Source organism: Kyrpidia sp. (genome assembly GCF_023512215.1).
Classification (GTDB): domain Bacteria; phylum Bacillota; class Bacilli; order Kyrpidiales; family Kyrpidiaceae; genus Kyrpidia; species Kyrpidia spormannii.
In genome coordinates this window covers 1-22,177 of the sequence record NZ_JAILZZ010000003.1, presented here as the reverse complement: position 1 = coordinate 22,177, position 22,177 = coordinate 1, and the positions used below count along the sequence as shown (strand labels likewise).

The following is a 22,177-nucleotide window of genomic DNA, read 5'->3' as shown; positions in this document are numbered from 1 at the left end:
GAGAGCGCAGGGTGACGGAATCAAAAAGGCTGTCCTCGGGCGGTCAAGCCGCCGGGGACAGCCTTTCTTGCAGGCCCTTCGGACCCACTTGGTCACACCTTAAACCGGCGGACCACCTGCAACAACTCCTCCGCCATGCCGGCCAGGGCCTTGGCGGAGGCGGTGATTTCCTCGATGGAGGCCGTCTGTTCCTCGACCGCCGCCGATACGGTCTGAACTTCTCCCGCGGTTTTCTGGGCGGTGGTGACGATCTCGGACGAACCGTGCAGGATCTGATCGGTACCGGCGGAGAGCTCCTCCACAATGGCCGACATGTCCTGGATGCGGTTCGTGACCCCTTGTACATTCTCAAGAATGCTCGTGAAGGTCTCCCCGGCCTGCTCCACGGTGCGAGTGCCCGTGGCCACGCTGTCCGTCCCCCGCTCCATGGCGGCCACCGCCTCGGCCTGGTGGGCCTGGATCGTGTCAATGAGGGCTTTGATCTCTCCCGCTGCCGACGATGACTGCTCGGCCAGCTTGCGAATCTCCCCGGCCACCACGGCAAAGCCCCGACCCTGATCTCCTGCCCGGGCTGCCTCGATCGCCGCGTTCAGGGCCAGCAGGTTCGTCTGTTCCGCCAAACTCTGAATGACCCCCACGATGGAACCGATCTTCGCCGAATGCTCGTCCAGGTCGTGGACCGCCTGGGCCGTCCGGCTCACCGCTTCCTCGATGTGTTCCATCTGCTCGGTGATCTGTTTCACCATGGCCCTGCCGCCTTCGGCCGCTTCGGCGGAGCCCGCCGCCAGCACCGTCACATTCTGCGCTGATTCCGCCGCCTGTTGTACGCCTGCCGTCATCTGGCGCATGGTTTCGGACGCTTGGCGGATCGCCTGAAGCTGTACGTCCGCCCCCTCGGCGATGGCCTGGATGGAGTTCGAAATCTCCGTCGCCCCTTGGCCCACCTGTTCGGCTCCCGCGGTCAATTGTTCCGAGGTCGCCGCCACCTGCTCGGTGCTGGCCAGAACCTGGCGCAGGATGTCCTGGATACTGTCCAGCATCTGGTTGAAAGAACGGGCCAAGTCGGCCACCTCGTCCTTGCCCTTGACCTCGATGCGCTGGGTGAGATCCCCGCCCTGCAGCGCCATTTCCTTCATCCGGGTGCTGACCCGTTGAATGGGCACCACGATGTTCGCTGCAGTGCCCACCGCAAAGGCAATGGCGATGACAATGGAGGCCGCGGAGAGCACGCCGAGAACCAACCGTTCCTGCAGGTACGCTTTTTCCACTTTAGCGGCTGCACTGTTCAGCACATTTTGAATCTCATTCGCAATATCGGCGTAGGTGGCGCGAAAATCATCCATGTACACTTTCCCGCCGGCGAAGTTGGCCCGGGCCTCGTCCATCTTCCCCGCTTTGGCCAGGTCGATCTCTTGTTGAAAATAATCCTGAACCCGGTTGATCTTCGGGACGGCTTCGGCATTCAACAGTTCTTTCAGTTTGGGGTACGCATCGCTGTGCGACTGGAGATACTCGAGGTCTTTTTTGAGTTGATCGCGGCCACTGAGATACGGCTGCAGGAAATACTGATCTCCGGTGAGGAGGAATCCCCGGGTTCCTGTTTCTTCGTTGAGCAGGTCGACCATAAGGTTGTTTGTCGCCTGAATCACGGGAATCGAATTGTTTACCACAAACTGGTGATTGTTTCGCATCAGATTGAGCTGGATATACGCCATCACCGCCTGAACCACCATAAGCACCAATAAGACCGAGAATCCCACTGCGAGCTTTGAACGAATTTTCACCTACTTGTCCCTCCTATCTTGCGGCCTATTGATCGCCAGATGTCTGTTTCACAAAATTCGTCCGCCTCCAGACGGTTCCCTGCACCGCCTCATCCATTGTTTTCCGTCGGCAGTTGTGCGGTTGGAAGAAATCCGTTAGGATGAAAAAGGGAGAGGAGGAGGGTCCTTCGTGCAAATCAGCTCGCGGTGGACCGGGCGCCGCAATGGCCTCACCGGGAAGGTGCGCCGACCCGGGTGGGCGGTTGCGCCGTTGCTCGTTCTGGGGTCATGTCTGATAAGTCCGGGCGTGTCCCAGGCGGCCGCCGATCATCCGGCGTTGTACGTGGACGGCAAACGGTTGACGAACGACGTTCCCCCATACATAGTCCGCGACCGGGTTATGGTTCCGGTGCGAGCGGTGGCGGAAAGTCTCGGCGCTTCCGTCTCGTGGAATGAAAGGCAGAAGACCGCGACCGTTGATCGCGGCCCGGTGCATATTGAGATTCCGATCGGCCGCAATGTGTTGTACAAAGATGGCTCGGAAGTTCGCCTCGACGTCCCCGCGGAGCTGGTGAGGGACCGGACGATGGTACCCCTGCGGGCGGTGGCCGAGGCGTTGGGAGAACAGGTGAACTGGGACGGGGTTCAACAGGCGGTGTTCATTGTGACCCCGCCATCTTCGGGAACAGGTGGCTCCCCGCAGACGGGCAACGCCGGACAGACCGGGACTTCCGGCCAGACGGGCACCTCCGGTCAGACTGGAACCTCCGGCCAGGGGGGCTCCCCCGGACAGGAAGGCCAGACGGGCAGCCCTGGCCAAAGTGGCACCTCTGGTCAAAGCGGCGGTCCTGGTCAAAACGGCAACCCCGGCCAAAGCAGCAGTCCCGGCCAGAGTGGCACTTCGGGCCAACCCCCCACTCCTGGCCAAAGCGGGGTTCCCACAGCCGGGGGCGGACCGGGTGCCGACAGTCCGAATCCGGACGTCGTGGCGAACTTGATCGATGTACAAAGCGCCGAGCCCGGAGTGACGATCGGTCAAGTGAACAAGATCCGGGCCTTGATCCAGGATGCGGGCATTTATGATCGGCTGCGCCAGGATCTCCCCGGGGACTTCACTCAACCGGTGCACATCCATTTGGTGATCACGAAGGACGGGTTTAGCAAAGCCCTGGCCGCCGCCGGGATGAGTCCCGATCAGGTGGAGACCTTTTCGGATATCACCAGCGGGGCAGCTTTTGGCAACGAAATTTACCTGCCTCTCTATGTCGTGGCGGACGACGCCCAGATCGCCAATGTGCTCGCCCATGAACTGACTCACGTCTACCTGGATCAAAATGGCCTGGGGAATCGGATCCCCGTGTGGTTCAACGAAGGGCTGGCCTGGCACGAGGGTCTCGCCGCCCAAGGGAAGTTCCAGGCACCGGTAGTGCTTGACGGGTGGAAAAAGCGCATCGAAGCGGCGATCATCGACGGGCGGCAGAAGGGCCTCCTGGGGCCGCTGACGGGGATTACCGAAGACTTGATCTTGCACACCCCGGCCTACAATCCCGAATGGCAGGGGTACGTGGCATTGGAACACCTGGCCCAGGGCCACTGGGATCGGGTGCGGGAGTATTTGACGGCAGTGAAAAACGGCACTCCCGAACAGGTGGCTTTTTCCCGGGTTTTCGGGCAGACGGAAAGCGCGTTCAGCGACGAGATGGATCGCCGCCTGGACCAGGAGGCCAGCCAGCCCGACCCCGGCGTCACGGTGGTCTTGAACGTTCTCCCCGGCTTCTCCGGAAGCCTGGGGGTGTTGCCAAAGGGAACGGATGTCTGGGATAAATCCCGGGTGACTCCGGGGAGCTACCAGGTGACTGTGACATCGGATGGCACCATTAGCGGCCTGGGGAATAGCCAAATCTTTTACACCGTGGCCGGGGCTGACCCGAACACCATGTTCATCGGGGTGCAGCCCGACGGCACCGGCCCTGGCGGCGTGGGACAGGAGGGCGGGTTTGCGGTTTCCTACGCTTTTGGCAGATATTTTTACCAAAACGCCTGGAGCCGGACGATCGGCGATGTCCCCTCCTTCAGTCAAACCGATACGATCCTCGGTGTTCAGCTTCAAGACATCCAGTCCGGCCTGCCATCCAAAGGATCCACCTAACGGGCCGATCGAACGGGGCGGCACTCGGCGCTCAGCCTGGCGCCGCCCGGCGTTATGGTTGGGTCACCCGCCCGGCCACCCCTGGCCCGGTGGCGGTTTTTATGTCCAGGGACCGAAGCGCCGCTGCGAAATTCGTCAACCTCTCTCCCCCAGAGATTCTCAGGCGGTGAAGTGCATAACGGCCCTGGGACAGAGAGGCGGGGCCTGGACGGGTGGTTACAGCGACCAAGTACCCCGTTTCCTCCGCATCCTTCTCCACCGCCGGGTCGTAGCTCCCGGCCGGGTAACATAATGCATACACAGGTTTATGTAAACGTTCTTCAATTGCCACCTTGGATGTCCGCAATTCCTGAATTGCCAAAGGCTTTGGCAAGGAAGCCAGATTCAGGTGATGAACGGTATGGGACTCCACGTCAAAGATTCCCTCCCGCTCCCCGGACTCAAGATCTTCCCAGGAGACGTAATTCGGTTTCCCCACGGAACCGGTGATCACAAAAACTGTGGCCCGGAGGCCAAGCTTTTTTAAGACCGGGTAAGCGGCGGTCATGACATCTTTGTACCCGTCGTCAAAGGTGATCACCACGGGCTTAGCGGGCAAAACCTCTCGACCGGTCCACGCTTTGAGGAGATCGGCCAAGGTTACCGCTGTGTATCCATTTTGGGTGAGCCATTCCATCTGTTGCGCGAAAGTGGCCGGATCGACGCAGAGGCGGTTCCCCGGGTTGTGGGAGATCGAATGATACATCAGGATGGGAACCAGGACCCCGGAATCTTTCACCCGGCTCAATACAGCATCCGTTAACCCACCTAGGGGATCGGGAGTAGCCGCCTCCCCTCTCAACGAGCCGGTATCTGGCCACGTGCCTGCCGCTTGACTCTCCGCTTGTCCGCCCCGGGTAATTTGGGAAACAGGGAGGTGGGGCGGCCCCGGGGTCGGCAAGACCTGGGAAGGGTGGTCGGAAGGCGCGGGTCCTGCCGCAGACATGGTGCAACCCGTCAGGGTGACGGCCAACGAGAATCCCCACAGGACCAACCGCCTCCGTATCTGAGCCGTCCCTCTTGGAGAGTGCACCTCCCTCCCCCCGGTCACCTTTTTGCCCGCTTTACCATCCTGATGGTGCTTGGCCCCTGAACTGCGTCTCCGGTGCATGGGTCCCCTCTCCCTCTCCGTGCTATCCGCTGAACATCAGCAGCTGCCAGCTCGGTTTGCTTTTCTTCCATTATAGCGGATAGGGTTGGCGTAGTTTGCGTGCCCGTCCCATGACTGCAGAGACCCCTTTTGCCCGCTTCGGCGCATACTAGCCCTAGGACGATCCAGGGGGGAGGTGGGCCGGTGGGAAAAGGGAGACGCATGCTTGTTGTCTTTTTTGGGGTGTTGATCGGCGTCGTCCTGCTTCCGGCAGGACTTGGGTCAGGTCTCATCAACCACCCGGGTCGTCTCCTCAATGTCCCGGGACATACAGGGGCACACCCTTGGGCCCTTCCGTGGATCGGGCGGGTGGGGCCCGGGGACGGCGCCGAGGGGAACGGGATCGCCTCCGGGTCCCAGCCCCCGATGTCGGAGCAAACCCCAAGCTCTTCCAGGAACCCGGATCCCCTCGCTCCCGACTCCCGGACCTCTCCCCCCGGGACTGGGCCGTTTTCCACTGGGCCAAGCCCCGGAGCCGTCCTGCCAAACATGAACGTGCTTCTCGTTGGCGTCGATCGGCGGGGGAAAGAGATCGGCCGGTCGGACACCATCATCCTCGCGGGAGTTCGGCCTGCCCGGCGGGAAGTTCTTTTGTACTCGATTCCCCGGGACACCCGGGTGGCGATTCCAGGGGTGGGCTTTACGAAAATTAACCACGCCGCCGCTTATGGCGGGATTCCTCTTCTAAAATCCTCTCTGGAAACCTGGTTGGGCGTTCCCATCGACCACTGGGTGACGGTGGATTTTGAAGGGTTCCGGCGGCTTGTAAACCGCATTGGCGGGGTGCCGGTGGATATCGAAAAAGCGATGGATTACGATGACCCCGAAGACGGAACCCACATCCATCTCGTCCCCGGCCGGCAGTGGCTGGACGGCCAAGGGGCTCTGGATTACGCGAGGTTTCGTGGAGATCCCGAGGCGGACGCGGCCCGGGTCCGGCGGCAGTTGCAGTTGGTGCACGCCCTTTTCCTTCGCAGTTCAAACCCTGGACTGTGGCCCGCCCTGGCGGCGGAGGCCATGACCTGGAGGGACCACATCAAAACGGATCTTGGCACCAGGGCCCTTGTCAATCTGGCCGTTGCCCTGTACCCTTTTGACCAGGTGACAGTTCGCACCCGGGCGCTGACCGGCGTCTCCTATGTGGATAACCGGGATGGGGTGTGGTATCTCACCCCGGATCGCCGGGAAGTCGATCTTTTGCGCCGGTCCCTGGCCCGGTCCGAGGCCCGGGAGGCGGGAAGTTGAACGGGAAAGGGGTCGCCATGGGGTCATGGAGCAGCGGGTGGAAGTGATGGGAACGGGCTTTGATCCGGTGACCTTGGAAGAGGCGGCCAAGCGGATCGCCGAGTGGGTGGATGGATGGAACGGGGCCGGCCCTTTAAAGCAGGTGGTGACCGCCAACCCCGAGGTGGTGATGCTGGCCCGGAGGAATCCCGGGGTGGCACAGGTGGTGCGTCGGGCGGATTTGGTCACGGCAGACGGGATCGGGGTGGTTTTGGCGTCAAAATGGCTGGGGACTCCAGTCCCCGAGCGGGTCACCGGGGCGGATTTGGCCGATCGGCTCCTCGGTTTCGCCGGACAGCGGAAGTGGAGGGTGTACCTGCTCGGGGCATCTTCCGCTTCCCTGGGCGGTGCTTTGGCAGAATTGAGGCGCCATTACCCCGAGGTGGATTGGCATGGACATCACGGATATTTTGATCAGCAAGGGGAAAAGGAAATCCTTCAGGAAATCGCCGAAGTTCGGCCTCATCTGCTTTTCGTCGGGATGGGGGCACCCCGCCAGGACCTGTGGATCGCTCGGCACAGGGATCTTCCGGTGGGGGTGGCGATGGGGATCGGTGGCACCATCGACGTCTGGAGCGGCGCTGTCAAGCGGGCTCCTGTGGCCTGGCAGCGGTTTCACCTGGAGTGGCTGTACCGGCTGATCCGTCAGCCGTCCCGGATTCGCAGGCAGCTGGTGTTGCCGCACTTTGCCCTGCTCGCTCTGGGGGCGGCCCTGACGATGCGGAGGAGGGGTGGGCCGGGCCCAAAGTGATCGCCAGCGTTTCGGTTGCTCCCGAGGCGGATGGGTGCCGCGGGTGGCGCTGATTTTTCCCGTTGACGCCAGGTGGAACGCATACTATAATTATTACGTTTTATCAGCGGGTTTGATGCGGATTTGCGCCCAGGAATGGAGGAGTGGCACGTGCCGAGGCGGTACCTGTTCACGTCGGAATCCGTGACGGAAGGCCATCCGGATAAGATGTGCGACCAGATCTCCGATGCGGTATTGGATGCGATTTATGCGAAAGATCCGATGGCGCGGGTAGCGTGCGAAACGTCCGTGACCACGGGACTGGTGCTGGTCGCCGGAGAGATCACGACGGAGTGTTATGTCGATATTCCGAAAATCGTCCGCGAAACCATTCGCGAGATTGGATATACCCGGGCAAAGTTTGGTTTTGACGCGGACACCTGCGCGGTGATCACCTCCATCGACGAGCAGTCCCCGGACATCGCCCAGGGGGTGAATCGGGCGCTGGAAGCCCGGACCGGCGAGATGTCCGATGAGGAAATCGAGGCCATCGGGGCCGGGGATCAGGGCCTCATGTTCGGATTTGCCGTGAACGAAACTGAGGAACTGATGCCGCTCCCCATCTCCCTGGCCCATCGGCTGGCAAAGCGCCTGGCCGAGGTGCGCCGGGAAAAGCTTTTGTCGTATCTTCGCCCGGACGGCAAAACCCAGGTGACGATCGAGTACGAGGACGGGCGGCCCGTGCGGGTGGACACCATCGTGATCTCCACCCAGCATCATCCGAAGGTCAGCCTGGACACCATCGAAAAAGACATTAAAGAGTACGTCATCGATCCGGTGGTGCCCCGACACATGATCGATGTCCGCACAAAGTTTTTCATCAATCCCACCGGGCGGTTCGTCATTGGCGGCCCCCAGGGGGACGCCGGGTTAACCGGGAGAAAGATCATCGTCGATACCTACGGCGGGTATGCCCGGCACGGCGGCGGGGCTTTTTCGGGGAAAGACCCCACCAAAGTCGATCGCTCCGGGGCTTACGCGGCCCGGTATGTGGCGAAAAATATCGTGGCGGCAGGGCTGGCGGACAAATGCGAGGTTCAGGTGGCCTATGCGATTGGAGTGGCCCGGCCGGTGTCCATCATGGTGGATACGTTTGGCACGGGGCGGATCAGCGAAGAGCGCATCGAGCAGTTGGTTCGGGAGTATTTTGACCTGCGGCCCGCGGGGATCATCCGGGAATTGAACCTCAGGCGTCCCATCTACCGACAGACGGCGGTTTATGGGCATTTTGGACGGCCGGATTTGGACCTGCCCTGGGAGCGGACTGACAAAGCCGAGATCCTTCGGGAGGCGGCGGGACTGAAGTTGATCGGCGGATGACTCGGACAAGGCCAGAGTACCCTCATACCGAGGACAGGGTCGACGTATACTGTAGTATCACCCTTACCCCATTGCAATCGGACGCCTGGAAACGGCGTCCCTTTTTTATTTCCGCCCGCATCGGTTCGGAAGAGGCCGGCGAAAGCACAGGCCGGGGCGGAGGTATGCAGAGAAGGCCGGAGGCCTTGCCCTGCGCGAATTCTGTCGAAATTTGTCCTGTCCAAGTGATGGCAGGGCAAGGTATAATGGAACCACATACATACAAGTCGGGAAACGGATCGGTGGAATCAGCAGTTCGGTACCTCCCGGTAACGGGCTGTGAGATGTCAGGTGCAATGGGGAATGGTTTATGGCAGAGATACGGATTCTACTGGTGGACCATCACCTTCGGTACCGCCGGGGTCTGCGTTCCATCCTGGAGATGGAAAAAGAAATGATGCCGGTGGGAGAGGTCCGCAATATTCAAGAGATCCAAAATGTCCTGGAGAATACCCCGATCGACGTGGTGGTGCTCGACCTGGCGACGGCGGGGGACAAGGCCGCTGAGGCAGTCAGCATGATCAAATCGATCCGCCCGGAGACCCGGGTCATGGTGCTGGCCCATGAGGCGAATGGCCGAGTGGTGGAGGTTTTGGCCGCGGGGGCTGATGGGGTGCTCCTGAAGGATGTGGGGGCCTCGGGCTTGGTGGATGGCATCCGGGGTCTGGCCAGGGTCGGGGCTTATCTCCACCCGGCGGTGGCCCGGGTCGTCCTGGAGGTGCTCCGAAACGTCCTGGTCGAGGGCAGGGAGGATGCGGCATGCGGGGAAGCCGTCGGCTGGGGCGGGGCCCAGGTTCCGGCGGCGGTGGCGGCTCCCACTCCCGCCCTGGCGGTTCACGCGCCTGCCGGGGAAAGGCGGGACGCTTCGAGGGGGGAAGCCGGGTGGGATTGGATGGTAGAATTGGAATCGGAAGAGGCCGGGGAAGACAGGGCGCCAGGGATCGTGGCGCCTTTGACGAAACGGGAGTTCGAGGTGCTTCAGCTCCTCGCTGAGGGGCGGAGCAATCGGGATATTGCAAAAGCTTTAGTCTTGAGTGAGAAAACGGTGAAAAATCACGTGGCGAGCATCCTCGATAAGCTGGTGGTCAGGGATCGCACCCAAGCGGTACTGGTTGCCCTGCGGCGGGGATGGGTGACGTTGAGTTAGGGGAACGACCGGCGGGCCCGGCGAGTACTGGGCAATCACCCCGCCCATGGGCCCGGCATATCATGGCAGCACCGAGGGAGGTGCTGCCGCATGTTGGCCGTATTATTGTGGATATTTTCCGTTTATGGTTTCATTAGCGCGGTCTGGCATATATTTGGCCTTTTGAGCTATCGGCGGCCGGTGTTTCCGCCCACGGACGTGACCCTGGTGGTCCGGAACGCCGAGTCGTTTATCGAGGGCTTGCTGAGGCGGATTGCCGCCGAGGTGGCGGTGGCGGTTCCGGGATTGCGGGTGGTCGTGGTGGACGATGGATCGGTAGACGACACCATGGCGATTGTGGAGCGATTGGCGGAGCGGGAGACGTGGCTGGAAGCCTATCCGGTTACAGCCGGAAGAGCGCCGGGGGTCGGTGCGGTCTTGCCCGGGGTGACGGGAGGCTCCGCAGGGTGGGGGGCAGCCGTCGGTCTTCCCCTTCCGTCGCGGGCCGGAGGTGCGCCCCCGGCGCCCAGGCGGTGGGTCGGGTTTGATCTGCGGAGTGGAGCCGGCTTGGAGACGGTCATGCCAACCCTCCGGGCGCTGTATGGGCTTGGACCCGAGTCCGGGGCGCGCCGGGCTGAGGCGGCGGGGACGGGGGAGCGGGAACGGCACATGTTTTGAGATTTTGCAGAGGGTGGGGGAAGGTCGGCCGGGAATTTTGCTGCGCGTCTGCGCATAAACCCCCGGGTTCTGAAGAGACTACCAAATACCCAACAGCGAAAGGGGGGAGAGCAGATGGCGCGTGGCCAAAAGCGGAATACCCCCGTAGTTCCTCAGGCCGGCCGAGCCCTTGATCAGTTCAAGTACGAGGTGGCCCAGGAACTCGGAATTCAGGTGCCCCAGGACGGCTACTGGGGGACGATGTTGACCCGGGATACGGGGGCGATCGGGGGGAACATGACCCGTAAGCTGGTGGCGTTGGCCGAGCAGCAGCTGGCCAACTACGGCGGAGCGGGGGCTGGTCGTACTCCTCAGGCTTAACGGAGTCACAGGGATGGAAAGTGCCCGGGGATCCTGAACAAAACCCGGAGCGACGGACAGGTAGGGCGAGTCAGGGCGGGAACACCGATCGACGGTGACCGCCCGTTTTTTTTCGCCCGCCCCGGGGTGCGGAAGGAGAACCGACGGCCCGTGTAGAATTGAGCCAAGAGGCGAACAGGACGTGAAGACAGGGAAAAGCGCGGCCGACGGCAAGGGAAAGGTCGGAGAAACGGTTGGAAATGGTGGTCGGTGTGGTGGAGCGGGTGACCTACGCGTCGGAGGACGGCCGATTCACGGTGTTTGTCCTGCGGCCGGAAAACGGTGGTCCGGAAGTCACGGCGGTGGCCCGACAGCAGGTGCGGGCTGGAGAACGACTGCGGTTGACCGGGCGGTGGAAACATCACCCCCGATTCGGGGCCCAGTTGGATTGTCTTCACGTGGTAAGTCTCGCTCCCAACAGCCGAGAGGGGTTGATTCGATTCCTCGGCGGAGGATTGATTCGCGGGGTGGGGCCGAAAACTGCCGAACGGCTGGTGGATCATTTTGGACAAGACATTTTGAGGGTGATCGAGGACGAGCCCGGGCGGCTTCGGGAAGTGGAGGGGATCGGGGCCCGGAAGGCGGAGCAGATCGCGGATGGATACCGGGAACACCGGCAGATGCGGGACCTGATGATGTTTTTGCAGGATAAAGGCGTGGGGCCGGGGCTGGCCGGGCGGATTTGGCGGACGTTTGGGCACGATGCCCTGGCGGTGGTGCAACAAACGCCGTATCGGCTGGCCGAGGAGGTGTCGGGCATCGGCTTTGCGACGGCGGACCGCATTGCCCGGGAGGTGGGGATTGCCCGGGACGATCCCGGGCGCTTGCAGGCGGGGGTCTTGTATGTGTTGATGCAAGGGGCGGAGGAAGGGCACACCTGTCTGCCGGAAGACCGATTGGTGGAGCGGTCGGTGCGGCTGTTGGAATCTCCGCCGGACGCGGTAAAGGGGGCGATGGCCGACCTGATCGCCCGGCGGCGGGTCTACGGGAGCGTGGTCACCGGGGAGAGGGGCGGGGTTTACTATTCTCCGGCCGTTTATTACCACGCGGAACGGGGGGCGGCCCAACGGTTGACGGCCATGACCCTTTGGTCGGCTACCGAGGCGGGCCCGCTCGGGCCGAAGGAGACCTCGCCTGCCGCCGATAAGGAGGACGACACGTCCCCAGGACCGGAAGGTTGCCGGACCGCGTCGTCCGATTCGCCCGCTCCGTTCGATTCACCCGAGGGTGGCCGGGATGTTATTTTGACTCCAGAACAGTTCGAAGCGGTGCGGGCGGCGGCCGAGGCTCCTCTGGTGGTGATCACCGGCGGTCCTGGCACGGGCAAGACCACGGTCCTGCGGGAAATCCTCAGGCGCTTGGAGGAGCAGGGCCGGAAGGTGGAACTCGCCGCCCCCACCGGCCGGGCGGCGAAGCGCTTGGAGGAGAGCACCGAGCGGCCTGCCAAGACCCTTCACCGCCTCCTTGAGGCGGGGCACGTGGAAGGCCGGGGATTGCGGTTCCAGCGCCACGAATCCCGGCCCATCGAGGCGGATGCCGTGGTGGTGGACGAGTGCTCCATGATGGATACGCTCCTCCTCTATGCCCTTCTCCGGGCTTTGGCCCCGGGCACCCGCCTGATCCTGGTGGGGGACGCGCACCAGTTGCCCTCGGTGGGGCCCGGCCAGGTGCTGGAGGACATTATCGCCTCGGGCTTGGCCCGGGTGGTGCGGCTGACCCGGGTGTTTCGCCAGGCTTCGGAAAGCGGTATCGTGCGCAACGCATATCGGATTCTCGAAGGGCAGTTGCCCGAACTCCGGTCGCCGGAAGGGGATTGGTTCTGGTTGGAACGCCGGGACCCCGAGGCGTTGGCGCGGGAAGTGGTGTCCCTATATGTCCGGCGTTTGCCGACATTTATCGGCGGGGACGGGGAGATTCAGGTCCTGACCCCCATGAGGCGGGGTCCGCTCGGGGTGGAGGGATTGAATCCCCGCCTTCAGGGCGAGGTGAATCCTCCGGGGCCGGATAAGCCCGAAGTCCAGGCGGGGGGCAAGGTTTTTCGCCTGGGGGATCGGGTGATGCAGGTCCGCAATGATTATCAAAAAGAAGTGTTTAACGGGGATGTGGGCCGGGTGGTGGAGATCGACCCCGAGGAACGGGACATGACGGTGGAATACCCGGATCCCGCCGGCCCTCGCCGGGTGTTGTATCGGGATGGGGAGTGGGATGATCTGCAGCTCGCTTATGCCCTTTCGGTGCACAAAAGCCAAGGGAGCGAATACGACGCCGTGGTGATCCCCGTCGTGCCCGCCCATACGGTGGTCCTGGAGCGGGCGCTGCTGTACACGGCGGTCACCCGGGCGAAACGATTGGTGGTGCTCCTGGGGGACCGCCGGGCGCTCCAACGGGCTATCGCCCGGGTGCGCGGGCACAGCCGTTTGACCCTTCTCGCCGCCCGCCTGCGGGGGGAAGTGGAGGATTTAATCCCCGGCGGTTAAAATGGGGGTGGTGTTTGGCTTGAGCGAAGAGGCGGGTCCGGCCGGATCTGCCCGGCTGGGGTCACACGTGGAGACGGACGGGAGATGGTGCGCGTGGTAATGGGCGGTGTTCATGGGCAGAAGCCTTCTTTTGCCGTGGTGGTGGATTCCACGGCGGGAATCCCGGAGGATCGGGTCCAGGCCCTTGGCCTCACGGTGGTCCCACTGACGGTCATTATCGGCGACAAGGCTTATCGGGAGGGCGTGGACCTTGCGACCAGAGAGTTTTATGCCAGGTTGAAACAGGGGGCTCCTCCCCCCACCACCTCCCAGCCACCGGTGGGGGAGTTCGTTGACGTATTTTCCCGACTACTGGAAGAGTACACGGGGGTAGTGTGCATCGTGCTCTCCAGTGCGCTGAGCGGGACGGCTCAGGCGGCCCGGACGGCGGCGTCCCAGGTCTCCGGCCCCGTCGCGGTGGTGGATTCCCGATTCGCCTCTTACGGGATGGAGGTGCTGGCGGTGGAAGCCCTGAAGATGGCAAAGGCGGGCCGGTCTCCGCAGGAGTGCGCCAAGCGCCTTGAAACCTTGGCGGGGCAGTTGCGGGCGTATTTTGTCGTAGACGATCTGAATTATCTACACCGCAGCGGACGGCTGGGGGCGGCCCAGGCGCTGATGGGAACGATGCTTCAGGTGAAACCTATTCTCACCCTGGAGGAAGGACGGCTGGCCGTGGCGGAGAAAGTGCGGACCCACCGCCGGGCGGTGGAGCGGATCCTGGAGCGGGTGGAAGAAGCGGTGGCGGAAGGGCCTCAGAATATCTGCGTCATCCATTCGGATCGTGAGGCGGACGCTGAAGCCCTGCGTCAAAGGGTGGAGGGCATGGCCGCGGAGCAGCCCGTCCCGGTGCGGGAGCTCGGCCCGGTGCTCGGGGCCCACGTGGGCCCGGGAGTCTTGGCGTTGCTTCATTATCCGGCGCAAGGGTAAGCTGAGTCACCCCGGCGACATGGACCGGGGCTCATCAACGGTTTACAACCCGGTGCAAGGCGGGGAGGCTTCGTCAATGGGGTTGTACTCGTGGCGGGGGTTTGGCGCGGGAAGGAGGTTTGAGGGTGGACCAGTGGTTTGGTGGGGAGTCGGCGAGCGGGGGGAAACGGAAAGCCCCGGGGATCGGTGGCCGCCTGCGGACGTGGTTTGATCCACTTTGGCCGCCGCCTCCTGGGTGTCCTTTTTGCGGCCGCCGGGGGAACCTGGTCCCTGTAGGACTTCCAGAGCTGGACAGGCCCCGTTTGGCCACCGCCTGTGACCGCTGTGCCGGGCAACTCATCCTTCGTCATCATCCGCCCCACTGCCCGGGGTGCGCCAGGAGCACGCCGGCTCCGGGGCTGTGTCGAGACTGCCTCCGACACCCCTTGGGTCTGCGCCGGGTTTGCGCCTACGGGGCATATCGGGGAGCCCTGCGGGAGGCGATTCATCGGGTGAAATTCCAACGGGACGGCGGTCCGCTGGAGCTTTTGGCGGGGATGCTGGCGGTGGCGTGGCGGGACCTGAATCCGCCGGCAGACGCACTGATCGTGCCCGTGCCTATGCACCCGGAAAAGAGGAGGGCTCTCGGTTGGAACCATGTGGAGCGGGTGGCCAAGGGGCTTGGGAGGGCCGTGGGCCGAGCGGCGGTGCCAGCCCTGGAGCGCCGGGGCGAGCTTCGGAGCCAGGCGACCCGGGGACGCCGGGAGCGGCTCACCGCCTTGGAGGGCCGCTTTGCCCTCTCCCCGGAGGCTGCGGAGATTCGGGAGCGGGCGGTGGTGCTGGTGGACGACGTCCTCACCACCGGGGCCACGGCGCAGGCCTGCACCCGGGTGCTCCGGGCCGGGGGTGCCCGGGAGGTGTACGGGCTGGTCATCGCCAGGTAAAGTCTGGAACAAGGAGCGCGGCCACGGCTGGAGAGAGGCGAGGTCGGCGGTTTTTCACGAATTGCGCAAAATTCCGCCTTTCGAGCCATAGACGTCGCGGCATTTCTGTGGCAACATGAAAAAGGCGGGCGGCGGTGGGACGGGCCGTGTTTGCCAATGGACTGGCAACCCGGACCGACCGCTCGCATACACTGAGCGATTGAGGAGCATTCCTCACTGTTCGGAGGTGGAGGCGGTGGCCTCAGGCCTAAACACGCGCCGCACGTTTGTGGAGATGTTTCAGGGGCCGACCCTGGCCCACATCAAGAGCCAGATCCAGCTGACCCAAGACGCCGAGCGGGCGGACCCCATTTCTGTTTCCTTGGTTAAGGACCGCCGGGAATTCAACGCTTTGGTGGTCTTCGCTTATCGGGATCTGGAAACGGACGAAGAATGAACCCGGGCCTTGCGGAGGCCCATTTTTTGCGCAGGCATGGGCGCCTCGCACCGCATCCCGCAAGTTCTCTATTGGTGCAAATGGTACGGCACCGTGGTCACCACCACATCCCGGTTGCGCATCAGCCACAATCGGATCAGGAGCGCCGTCTGGTTGTGGAGCGCATTGTGCCACCACCGCCTCGGGATGAACTGGGGGACGATCACATGCACCCGGTCCGGCCCGCCCTCGATCCTCTCCAAAGTGCGGATGAACAGGGACAACGGCCGGAGAAGAGAGCGGTACTCGCTCTTCAGCGTATACAGCTTGCACGGCGAGCCCCACGCCTCCCACTTTTTTTTCATCCTCTCGATGGACTCCTCGTCAAACCCCACATAAACCGCGATCACGTTTGTGTGAATGCTTTGGGCGAAGGACAGGGTGTTCAGGACCACCCGATGGACCCCGGACACCAACACGATGGAGATCACCGAATGGGTTTCCGGGCGTTCCTCCGCCAGGTCGATGGCGAGCTCCCGGCCGATTTGCTCATAATGGCGGTGCACCGCCGCCGACAGGGCGACCAAGAGGGGCAGCACCACGATCACAATCCACGCCCCGTCCGTGAATTTGGTCACGGCGAAAATGATGGCCACCAGAGCCGTCACCCCGGCCCCCACCGCGTTGATCGCCAATTTTACGGGCCAAATCCCCTGGCGAAGCCGCAGCCACCGTCGCACAAGGCCCGCCTGGGCCACGGTGAAGGACAGGAACACCCCGATGGCGTACAGGGGGATGAGGGCGTTGGTCTCGGCGTGAAACACTTCGATCAGCAACGAGGCCAGGGCCGCCAGCACCAGCATGCCGTTGGAGTAGCCCAGCCGGTCGCCCCGGATGGTCAGGGCCCGGGGGAGGAAGCCGTCCGCCGCCACCAAAGCCGCCAATTGGGGGAAACCCGTAAAGGTGGAGTTGGCGGCGAGGATGAGGACGATGAAGGTTGACCAAATGATCACCTGATAAACCACCCCGTGGCCAAAATACAACCCCGCCAGCTGGGAGAGCATGGTGTTGTTCGGGTTCACCGAGATGCCCTGGACATACAGGTGCCAGGCAAAACCCAGCAAGGTGATCCCGGTGATGACCCCGAGACCGATGTACGCTTTGATGGCGTTTTTCTGATGGGGCTCCCGGAAAACCGGCACAGAGTTGGAGATGGTCTCGATCCCCGTCAACGCTGAAGACGCCGAACTGAACGCTTTGAGGGCGAGCAGCAGGGTCAGCCCGGCGGGCAGCACGCCCAGAGGGGGCGTCACGGCCTGGTGGAACCCGTGATGGGCCTCATTGACAAATCCCGCGAAGATCAAGGTCATCATGCTGATCATGAACAGGATTGTCGGCCAGGCAAAAATCGACGCCGATTCCGCCACCCCGCGCAAATTCACGAGGAGGATGATCAAAATGCACAGGATGGAGAGGGTCGTTTCATAAGGAATCACCTGGGGGTAGGCGGAGGACACGGCCTGAATCCCGGCGGATACGGAGACGGCGACGGTGAGCACGTAATCCACCAGGAGGGCGCTGGCCGCCACCAGGGATGCCCAGGGCCGGCGAAAATTATCTTTCGCGATGGCATAGGCGCCGCCTCCGTCGGGATACGCCATGATGCCCATGATGTAGGAGGTGATCAGGATGACGAGCAGAGACACCGTGGCCGCGGTGATGGGGAGAATCAGCCATTTGGCCGAATCCCCGAGGCCGGCGAGCTCCGTCATGCCCGCCTCCGGGCCGTAAGCCACCGATGAGTACAAGTCTGCTGCCAGGACCGGCAAAGCCACGTACCACAACAGTTTGGTGTGTTTGGCGTAAAGCTCCCGGGTGCGCATGGGGCGCCCGATCAGGATGCGCTTGACGGCGCCAAAATTCAAGATCGCAAAGCCGATAGCAAGAAGCGCCAGGACGATGAGCACCGGGTGAAGCCAGGGTTCCAAAGAGGCCAGCATAACCGCACCTGATCGAGTTTCCGGGACCACGGTCCGCTTCCTGTTGGGGCGCGGCTTTCATTGTTTGGTCCGCGTGCCGCCCGCCGGGTTCTCGACCAGGGCCTTCGCCCCCTTTCGACGACGGATTCAGAATGCCGAAACACCAAGGCAAGAAACCGGCGCGCTGAAGCCGGCCCTCACCTTTACCTCCGAAGTATACTGCGGCCCGGCCCCCGGCAAAAGGGGGAGGGTTGGACGGGGGGAAATTTGGCCGATCAAACAGTTCTTCGGTTTCATATTGGCGGCCGAATTCGCGCACACTGCATGTGACCAGATGTGTCCCGGTCGGCTAGAGCGGCGCAGACGTGCCGATGGGCAAGGCAGGTGGAAGGCGGTAAAACAGCAGTTATCGGAATTGCAATTGTCCTTTTTGATGATTTGGCTGGTGCTGGGCACCGGGATTCTTTTTCTCCCGTTTGCCATCAGCCGCTTCGTCGTGCGGGACGCCTGGTTGACGGGCCCCCTTTTCTTTATCGGGGGTGCGGTCGTGGTTCTCGTCATCATGGGGTTTCGGCGCATGTTCCCGGGCCAGACGATGATGGAAGGCTATTTCACGGTTTTTGGCCCCTGGTTCGGTCGGGCGGTGGGTTTGGGGTCGTTGGTTTGGCTGTATGTCACGGAGGCCACGGCCATTCGTCAAATGGTGCTGTTTCTCACGGATACGCTGTTGTCCGACACCCCGGGGTACGTCATGGCCGGGCTCTTTTTTATTCCGGTGGTTTATGCCGTAACCCAAGGGCTTGAGGCAGTGGGACGGATGGGGGAGATCATTACCCCGGTCGGAGTGGTGCTTGTGATGGCCCTGTCTCTTTTTTCTTTGCAGTATGCGGATTTTCACCATGTGCAGCCGGTGTTGGCGGATGGCCTCGACCCGGTGCTCCGGGCGACGGTGGTGCCCTGGCTGTATGGTGTGGAACTCATGACGGTGGTTCAAATTCGCCCGGCGGTGGCGGGGGGGAGGATTTATCGGCCCCTGTGGGTGGCGGTGGTGGCCATCAGTGTGGCCGGGCTCCTGGCGGAGACGGTGGTGACGACGATTCTCGGCGACTCCCGGCAGCACGTGCATTATCCGACCCTGGAAGTGGTTCGAGCCCTGAGGGTGGCGGATTTTTTGGAGCGGCTGGATGCCATCTATGTGATCGGCATCTTGGCGACGATGTTTCTAAAAGTGTCGGTGCTTCATTACACCCTGGCCACTGCAATCAGCCAGTGGGCGGGCCTTCGCCACCACCGGCCTGTGGTCGTCCCCGGGGCGATTCTGGTATGGGCGGGGAGCTTGATGTTGTTCTCCAGCGGTATTAACATGCGGTACGAGATCATCAATGATGGCTGGGGGTTCTCGATGGCGGGCGGCGTAGGGCTGCCCTTGGCGGCGGTGGTGGTGCAAGGGGTCCGCCGGGGCTTCGGCCGGTGGTTGGGGCGGAGCGCAGCGGGGTGAGACGTGGCGCGGGGTGGGATCGGTGCAGGAGACTGCCGGGAGCGGGACGAAATTTTTGCAATAAGGATGTGGGCCGGGTTGGAGGCCCGAGCGCGGTTGCGGCGGGGGGGTGCGCGGCGTGGATTTTGCCAACTGCAAGCGGTGTGGGCGGATTTATCAAAAGGTGGGCCGCGAGCAGGTTTGCCCGGCTTGTCGGCGGGAGGAAGAAGAGCTTTATCAGAAAGTGCGGGAGTACGTGTCGCAGCACCGGGGGGCGACGATCGTCGAAGTTTCCGAGGCCACAGGGGTCGATCCCGATTTGGTGCTGCAGTTTTTGCGGGAAGGTCGCCTCACGGTGGTGAGCGGGGGGAATATGCGCTATCCCTGCGAGCGATGCGGCCGCGAGATCACCAGCGGGCGGTTCTGTGACCGGTGTACCGCCGAGTTGGCCAAGGGGTTTGCGCAGGTTAAGAAGGACGATGACGGCAAGTTTCACACCCGCCCGGGCTGGACGAAGCGGTCGTAAGGTTTGGAGGTGGAGGGAGTGGGCGGGAGATCCCACTCCGATGGAAGGGTGCACGGGGCATGGTTGGGCCGTTTAGAAAGGGTGTGAGAGAATAAGGGCTGGACACCTTCTGGCCCGCACATCTAACTCTTTAACCTGTTTTGGGATTGCATCTCGTAAAACTCGGTCATAATTCTCAAATCAGTTGATGATCCATCAATTCGTCATAGGCGTTGCGGATTTCGTCAAGTGAGAATTTATCTCCTTTAATCTCTTGAACTGTCTTTATTACAGATTCCGGGTCCGCATTTTTGCCATATCTCTTTTTCGACACAATGACAAAGTGGGTCGTTGACCATAATTCCAGGGTTTTCGGGTCATCCGGCAAAATGCTGAGCAGATCGTCAATCTTGGACTTATATTCTTTTACGATCTGGTCTTCGGCAATCATATCCTGGGCTTGCGGGCCCGGTTGAATGGTCCAGGCCAGAAATCTTCCATTCTGTTCCTGTTCCATGGTGATAGCCCCTTGCATATGGATGTTATCCATTTCATAATCCAAAGCAGATGAGTAGGGACCGTAGTGATAAATACGAAACGTAAGGCCGGTTGGAATGCCGGATGATGTTAAAAAGTAGAAAATCTTTTGAAAGGCTTTTTTCCCTTTAATTTGGCCTTGTCGCATGGTGACATATGCTGCGAGTGCACCCAATCCCATCATTGTCACTCCCATTCCATCTTGAATTTGCGCCTGGAAAATTTGTGCACGTCGTTTTTTAGTCCGCGCTCACAATAGATCCTAGCATACAGGATCGGTTCGTCGATTTTACTAACAATGCGAGCGACGTCTTGAAAGGGTTTCGGTTCGTCGTCATTGGAAGTTACAACCCATATCGTAGGTTCCTCTTCATGTTCAAATTTGATAGGAGTCTTGGAGGCGAAGTCGGCTATGACTTGATTATATCCAAACGTCTGTTCGATGTCAAGAAGCAATTCCTTGAGCCGTTTGGTTTCTTGGGAGCTTAGAGGTCGGCGGGCAGGTGCTTGATACGCTAACACAAAGTGTTCCCGGTTTAGAATCCGCCGCCCCCATGGCGACGGATGCTCTTTCGCACGCTCCAAAACGCGTATATCATCCCAGTTCAAATACTCCTCCACGTTATCGGGTAGTGTTTTTCGGTCGTTTGGCAGAAGGTCTTGCAAAAAGCGCTCCATCATTTTGTCATAGACCCGACGAGTTTTGTGAAAATAAATTTGCACGAACATGTAATATCTTGCCATTACCAATCCCTCAACAGCTTGTACCCCTCCTTCCTCGACACCCAGCCTCCACGTCCTCTCATGGGGGAACAAGCACAAGGTTTGTAGGATTCTCGGCAGGTCAAATTTTCCGTATTCGACCCCCAGTGACATGGAGTCTCTTAACAGGTAGTCCATCTTATCAGCATCGAGTTCACCGATTAAAAGATCTCGGAGTAAACGATAATCCTTTTCGGGTAATCCCTGGGTAATCATGTCAGCTATGTGTTGTCTGCCGAAGTCAAATGGCTTGCCGATTTCGTCAACGATGTCCCCAATTTGCGTTTCACAAATAATCTTTGCGCCCATCATTTCGTGATTGAGGTCCGCCGGGAAAATACTATCTGATGTGTGAGAAAACGGTGCATGGCCAATATCGTGCAACAATGCTGTCAGTCGAAGCATTTGTCGGTATTTCATGATTTGTTGTTTCGTCCAGTTCAATTCCGTGTGGTGTTTATTTACGAGTCGATCAAATATGCGGGTTGACATCTGCATGACGCCAAGGGAATGGGTAAAGCGTGTGTGTTCTGCTGTTGGATAAACAAGGTAAGTGGTCCCAAGTTGATGAATTCGCCGCAATCGTTGAAAAGGAGCACTGTCCACAATCCGCAGTTCACTTCGGCTGAGCTCGATAAAGCCGTGGATCGGGTCTCGGATTTCAAACTTCGGCTCATATGGCATATTGGATCCCTCATTTTCTATCGGCTGCGTTATTATTCATTCAAGGTCTCCCAAGCGGCCTCCTATCCAAAAACCTGGTCGACTCGCATCACGAGGTCGCTAAACATCGAAGGCGCCAGGGTGTCACCGGGCTGATATTCCCTCTGCCAGCGGAGGACGATGCCGTCGTGGAGGTAGACGTGGATGCGATTTTCCATGGGATCGACGATCCAATACTCCGTCACCCCGGCCCTCTGGTACAGGTTCATTTTGCGGATGAGATCATTCGCCACCGTCGAGGGAGACAGGATTTCGATGATCCATACGGGCGCGCCGATCACCCGGGGGCCGGGCGGCACCGGGTCACAGATCACGAAAAGATCGGGCTGTACCACGTCTTTCGTTTTGGAATCCGGAGAGAAAGTCAGGTCCATGGGCGCGGCGAAGGCGCGACACGCCTTGCCGCGCAGATATCCGCCGATTTCGACCGACAGTTGCATCAAAATCTCCTGGTGCTCCGTGCTGGGACTTGCCAGGAGGTAAGGGACACCGTCGATCAGCTCCCACCGTTCCTCGCCATCCCATGTTTGGTAATCTTCGTAGGTGTAGCGACCGGAGCCGCTGGTCCTGGGTCTTGGCAACCTTCATCCCGCCCGAAGGAGAATTTCACCGTTCTGGGCCCAGTATAGCGCAAGTCTCGCCAGGGAAACAACGAAAATTCGTGCAGGTCAGTCGC

At 61.2% G+C, this 22,177-nt stretch carries 19 protein-coding genes; 13 read left to right on the top strand and 6 right to left on the bottom strand.

Going from position 1 to position 22,177, the window contains the following annotated elements; all coding sequences use genetic code 11:
- Positions 1 to 92: 92 nt before the first annotated feature.
- Complete coding sequence (locus K6T64_RS02340) at positions 93 to 1,784, bottom strand: methyl-accepting chemotaxis protein (protein WP_288008389.1); 1,692 nt, start codon at positions 1,782 to 1,784, stop codon at positions 93 to 95.
- A gap of 169 nt (positions 1,785 to 1,953) precedes the next feature.
- Here K6T64_RS02340 and K6T64_RS02335 point away from each other — a divergent pair, with 169 nt between their 5' ends.
- The gene (locus K6T64_RS02335) at positions 1,954 to 3,912 is read left to right on the top strand and encodes a stalk domain-containing protein (protein WP_288008387.1); all 1,959 of its coding nucleotides are present in this window, start codon (positions 1,954 to 1,956) and stop codon (positions 3,910 to 3,912) included.
- Positions 3,913 to 3,964: 52 nt separating this feature from the next.
- Here the strand turns inward: K6T64_RS02335 and K6T64_RS02330 are convergent, their stop codons facing one another.
- The gene (locus K6T64_RS02330; RefSeq protein WP_288008385.1) at positions 3,965 to 5,062 is read right to left on the bottom strand and encodes a polysaccharide deacetylase family protein; all 1,098 of its coding nucleotides are present in this window, start codon (positions 5,060 to 5,062) and stop codon (positions 3,965 to 3,967) included.
- 183 nt (positions 5,063 to 5,245) lie between these two features.
- On the opposite strand from K6T64_RS02330, the gene K6T64_RS02325 reads away from it, so the two are divergent.
- From K6T64_RS02325 to K6T64_RS02280, 10 genes are all read left to right on the top strand, one after another.
- A complete protein-coding gene (locus tag K6T64_RS02325; RefSeq protein WP_288008383.1) occupies positions 5,246 to 6,346 on the top strand; it encodes an LCP family protein in 1,101 nt (366 codons plus the stop codon).
- A gap of 25 nt (positions 6,347 to 6,371) precedes the next feature.
- Positions 6,372 to 7,136, top strand: coding sequence for a WecB/TagA/CpsF family glycosyltransferase (locus K6T64_RS02320; RefSeq protein WP_288008381.1), 765 nt, complete (start codon positions 6,372 to 6,374; stop codon positions 7,134 to 7,136).
- 150 nt (positions 7,137 to 7,286) lie between these two features.
- Positions 7,287 to 8,495 carry a methionine adenosyltransferase gene (gene metK / locus K6T64_RS02315; RefSeq protein WP_288008380.1) on the top strand — a complete coding sequence of 403 codons (1,209 nt, stop codon included), beginning with the start codon at positions 7,287 to 7,289 and terminating at the stop codon, positions 8,493 to 8,495.
- Positions 8,496 to 8,844: 349 nt separating this feature from the next.
- Complete coding sequence (locus K6T64_RS02310; protein ID WP_288008379.1) at positions 8,845 to 9,681, top strand: response regulator transcription factor; 837 nt, start codon at positions 8,845 to 8,847, stop codon at positions 9,679 to 9,681.
- A 90-nt stretch (positions 9,682 to 9,771) separates the two neighbouring features.
- Complete coding sequence (locus tag K6T64_RS02305) at positions 9,772 to 10,338, top strand: glycosyltransferase (RefSeq protein ID WP_170086503.1); 567 nt, start codon at positions 9,772 to 9,774, stop codon at positions 10,336 to 10,338.
- A gap of 114 nt (positions 10,339 to 10,452) precedes the next feature.
- Positions 10,453 to 10,698 carry an alpha/beta-type small acid-soluble spore protein gene (locus tag K6T64_RS02300; protein WP_013076908.1) on the top strand — a complete coding sequence of 82 codons (246 nt, stop codon included), beginning with the start codon at positions 10,453 to 10,455 and terminating at the stop codon, positions 10,696 to 10,698.
- Between the two features lie 239 nt (positions 10,699 to 10,937).
- Complete coding sequence (gene recD2 / locus K6T64_RS02295; protein WP_288008480.1) at positions 10,938 to 13,214, top strand: SF1B family DNA helicase RecD2; 2,277 nt, start codon at positions 10,938 to 10,940, stop codon at positions 13,212 to 13,214.
- 84 nt (positions 13,215 to 13,298) lie between these two features.
- Positions 13,299 to 14,180 (top strand): DegV family protein, encoded by an 882-nt coding sequence (locus K6T64_RS02290; protein ID WP_288008378.1) that lies wholly within the window; start codon positions 13,299 to 13,301, stop codon positions 14,178 to 14,180.
- A 125-nt stretch (positions 14,181 to 14,305) separates the two neighbouring features.
- Positions 14,306 to 15,103 (top strand): ComF family protein, encoded by a 798-nt coding sequence (locus K6T64_RS02285; protein WP_288008377.1) that lies wholly within the window; start codon positions 14,306 to 14,308, stop codon positions 15,101 to 15,103.
- A 235-nt stretch (positions 15,104 to 15,338) separates the two neighbouring features.
- Positions 15,339 to 15,539 (top strand): hypothetical protein, encoded by a 201-nt coding sequence (locus K6T64_RS02280; RefSeq protein ID WP_133121325.1) that lies wholly within the window; start codon positions 15,339 to 15,341, stop codon positions 15,537 to 15,539.
- Positions 15,540 to 15,607: 68 nt separating this feature from the next.
- Here the strand turns inward: K6T64_RS02280 and K6T64_RS02275 are convergent, their stop codons facing one another.
- Positions 15,608 to 17,518 carry an APC family permease gene (locus tag K6T64_RS02275; protein ID WP_288008479.1) on the bottom strand — a complete coding sequence of 637 codons (1,911 nt, stop codon included), beginning with the start codon at positions 17,516 to 17,518 and terminating at the stop codon, positions 15,608 to 15,610.
- A gap of 313 nt (positions 17,519 to 17,831) precedes the next feature.
- Here K6T64_RS02275 and K6T64_RS02270 point away from each other — a divergent pair, with 313 nt between their 5' ends.
- Both K6T64_RS02270 and K6T64_RS02265 read left to right on the top strand, forming a co-directional pair.
- Positions 17,832 to 18,995, top strand: a complete 1,164-nt coding sequence (locus K6T64_RS02270; RefSeq protein WP_288008376.1) for a GerAB/ArcD/ProY family transporter — start codon at positions 17,832 to 17,834, stop codon at positions 18,993 to 18,995.
- Positions 18,996 to 19,113: 118 nt separating this feature from the next.
- Positions 19,114 to 19,500, top strand: a complete 387-nt coding sequence (locus K6T64_RS02265; protein ID WP_288008375.1) for a TIGR03826 family flagellar region protein — start codon at positions 19,114 to 19,116, stop codon at positions 19,498 to 19,500.
- 175 nt (positions 19,501 to 19,675) lie between these two features.
- On the opposite strand, the gene K6T64_RS02260 is transcribed toward K6T64_RS02265, so the two are convergent.
- From K6T64_RS02260 to K6T64_RS02250, 3 genes are all read right to left on the bottom strand, one after another.
- Entirely contained in the window at positions 19,676 to 20,197 is a 522-nt protein-coding gene (locus K6T64_RS02260; RefSeq protein ID WP_288008374.1) for a hypothetical protein, read from the bottom strand.
- A 5-nt stretch (positions 20,198 to 20,202) separates the two neighbouring features.
- The gene (locus K6T64_RS02255) at positions 20,203 to 21,462 is read right to left on the bottom strand and encodes an HD domain-containing protein (RefSeq protein ID WP_288008373.1); all 1,260 of its coding nucleotides are present in this window, start codon (positions 21,460 to 21,462) and stop codon (positions 20,203 to 20,205) included.
- A gap of 62 nt (positions 21,463 to 21,524) precedes the next feature.
- Positions 21,525 to 22,082 carry a Uma2 family endonuclease gene (locus K6T64_RS02250; RefSeq protein WP_288008372.1) on the bottom strand — a complete coding sequence of 186 codons (558 nt, stop codon included), beginning with the start codon at positions 22,080 to 22,082 and terminating at the stop codon, positions 21,525 to 21,527.
- Positions 22,083 to 22,177: the final 95 nt, after the last annotated feature.

Excerpts from the sequence above, each read along its gene's own strand:
- K6T64_RS02330 (WP_288008385.1), bottom strand. The coding sequence starts at position 5,062 with ATGCACCGGAGACGCAGTTCAGGGGCCAAGCACCATCAGGATGGTAAA.
- K6T64_RS02320 (WP_288008381.1), top strand. The coding sequence starts at position 6,372 with ATGGAGCAGCGGGTGGAAGTGATGGGAACGGGCTTTGATCCGGTGACC.
- K6T64_RS02310 (WP_288008379.1), top strand. The coding sequence starts at position 8,845 with ATGGCAGAGATACGGATTCTACTGGTGGACCATCACCTTCGGTACCGC.
- K6T64_RS02305 (WP_170086503.1), top strand. The coding sequence starts at position 9,772 with ATGTTGGCCGTATTATTGTGGATATTTTCCGTTTATGGTTTCATTAGC.
- K6T64_RS02300 (WP_013076908.1), top strand. The coding sequence starts at position 10,453 with ATGGCGCGTGGCCAAAAGCGGAATACCCCCGTAGTTCCTCAGGCCGGC.
- recD2 (WP_288008480.1), top strand. The coding sequence starts at position 10,938 with ATGGTGGTCGGTGTGGTGGAGCGGGTGACCTACGCGTCGGAGGACGGC.
- K6T64_RS02290 (WP_288008378.1), top strand. The coding sequence starts at position 13,299 with ATGGTGCGCGTGGTAATGGGCGGTGTTCATGGGCAGAAGCCTTCTTTT.
- K6T64_RS02275 (WP_288008479.1), bottom strand. The coding sequence starts at position 17,518 with ATGCTGGCCTCTTTGGAACCCTGGCTTCACCCGGTGCTCATCGTCCTG.
- K6T64_RS02270 (WP_288008376.1), top strand. The coding sequence starts at position 17,832 with ATGTGTCCCGGTCGGCTAGAGCGGCGCAGACGTGCCGATGGGCAAGGC.
- K6T64_RS02260 (WP_288008374.1), bottom strand. The coding sequence starts at position 20,197 with ATGGGATTGGGTGCACTCGCAGCATATGTCACCATGCGACAAGGCCAA.
- K6T64_RS02255 (WP_288008373.1), bottom strand. The coding sequence starts at position 21,462 with ATGCCATATGAGCCGAAGTTTGAAATCCGAGACCCGATCCACGGCTTT.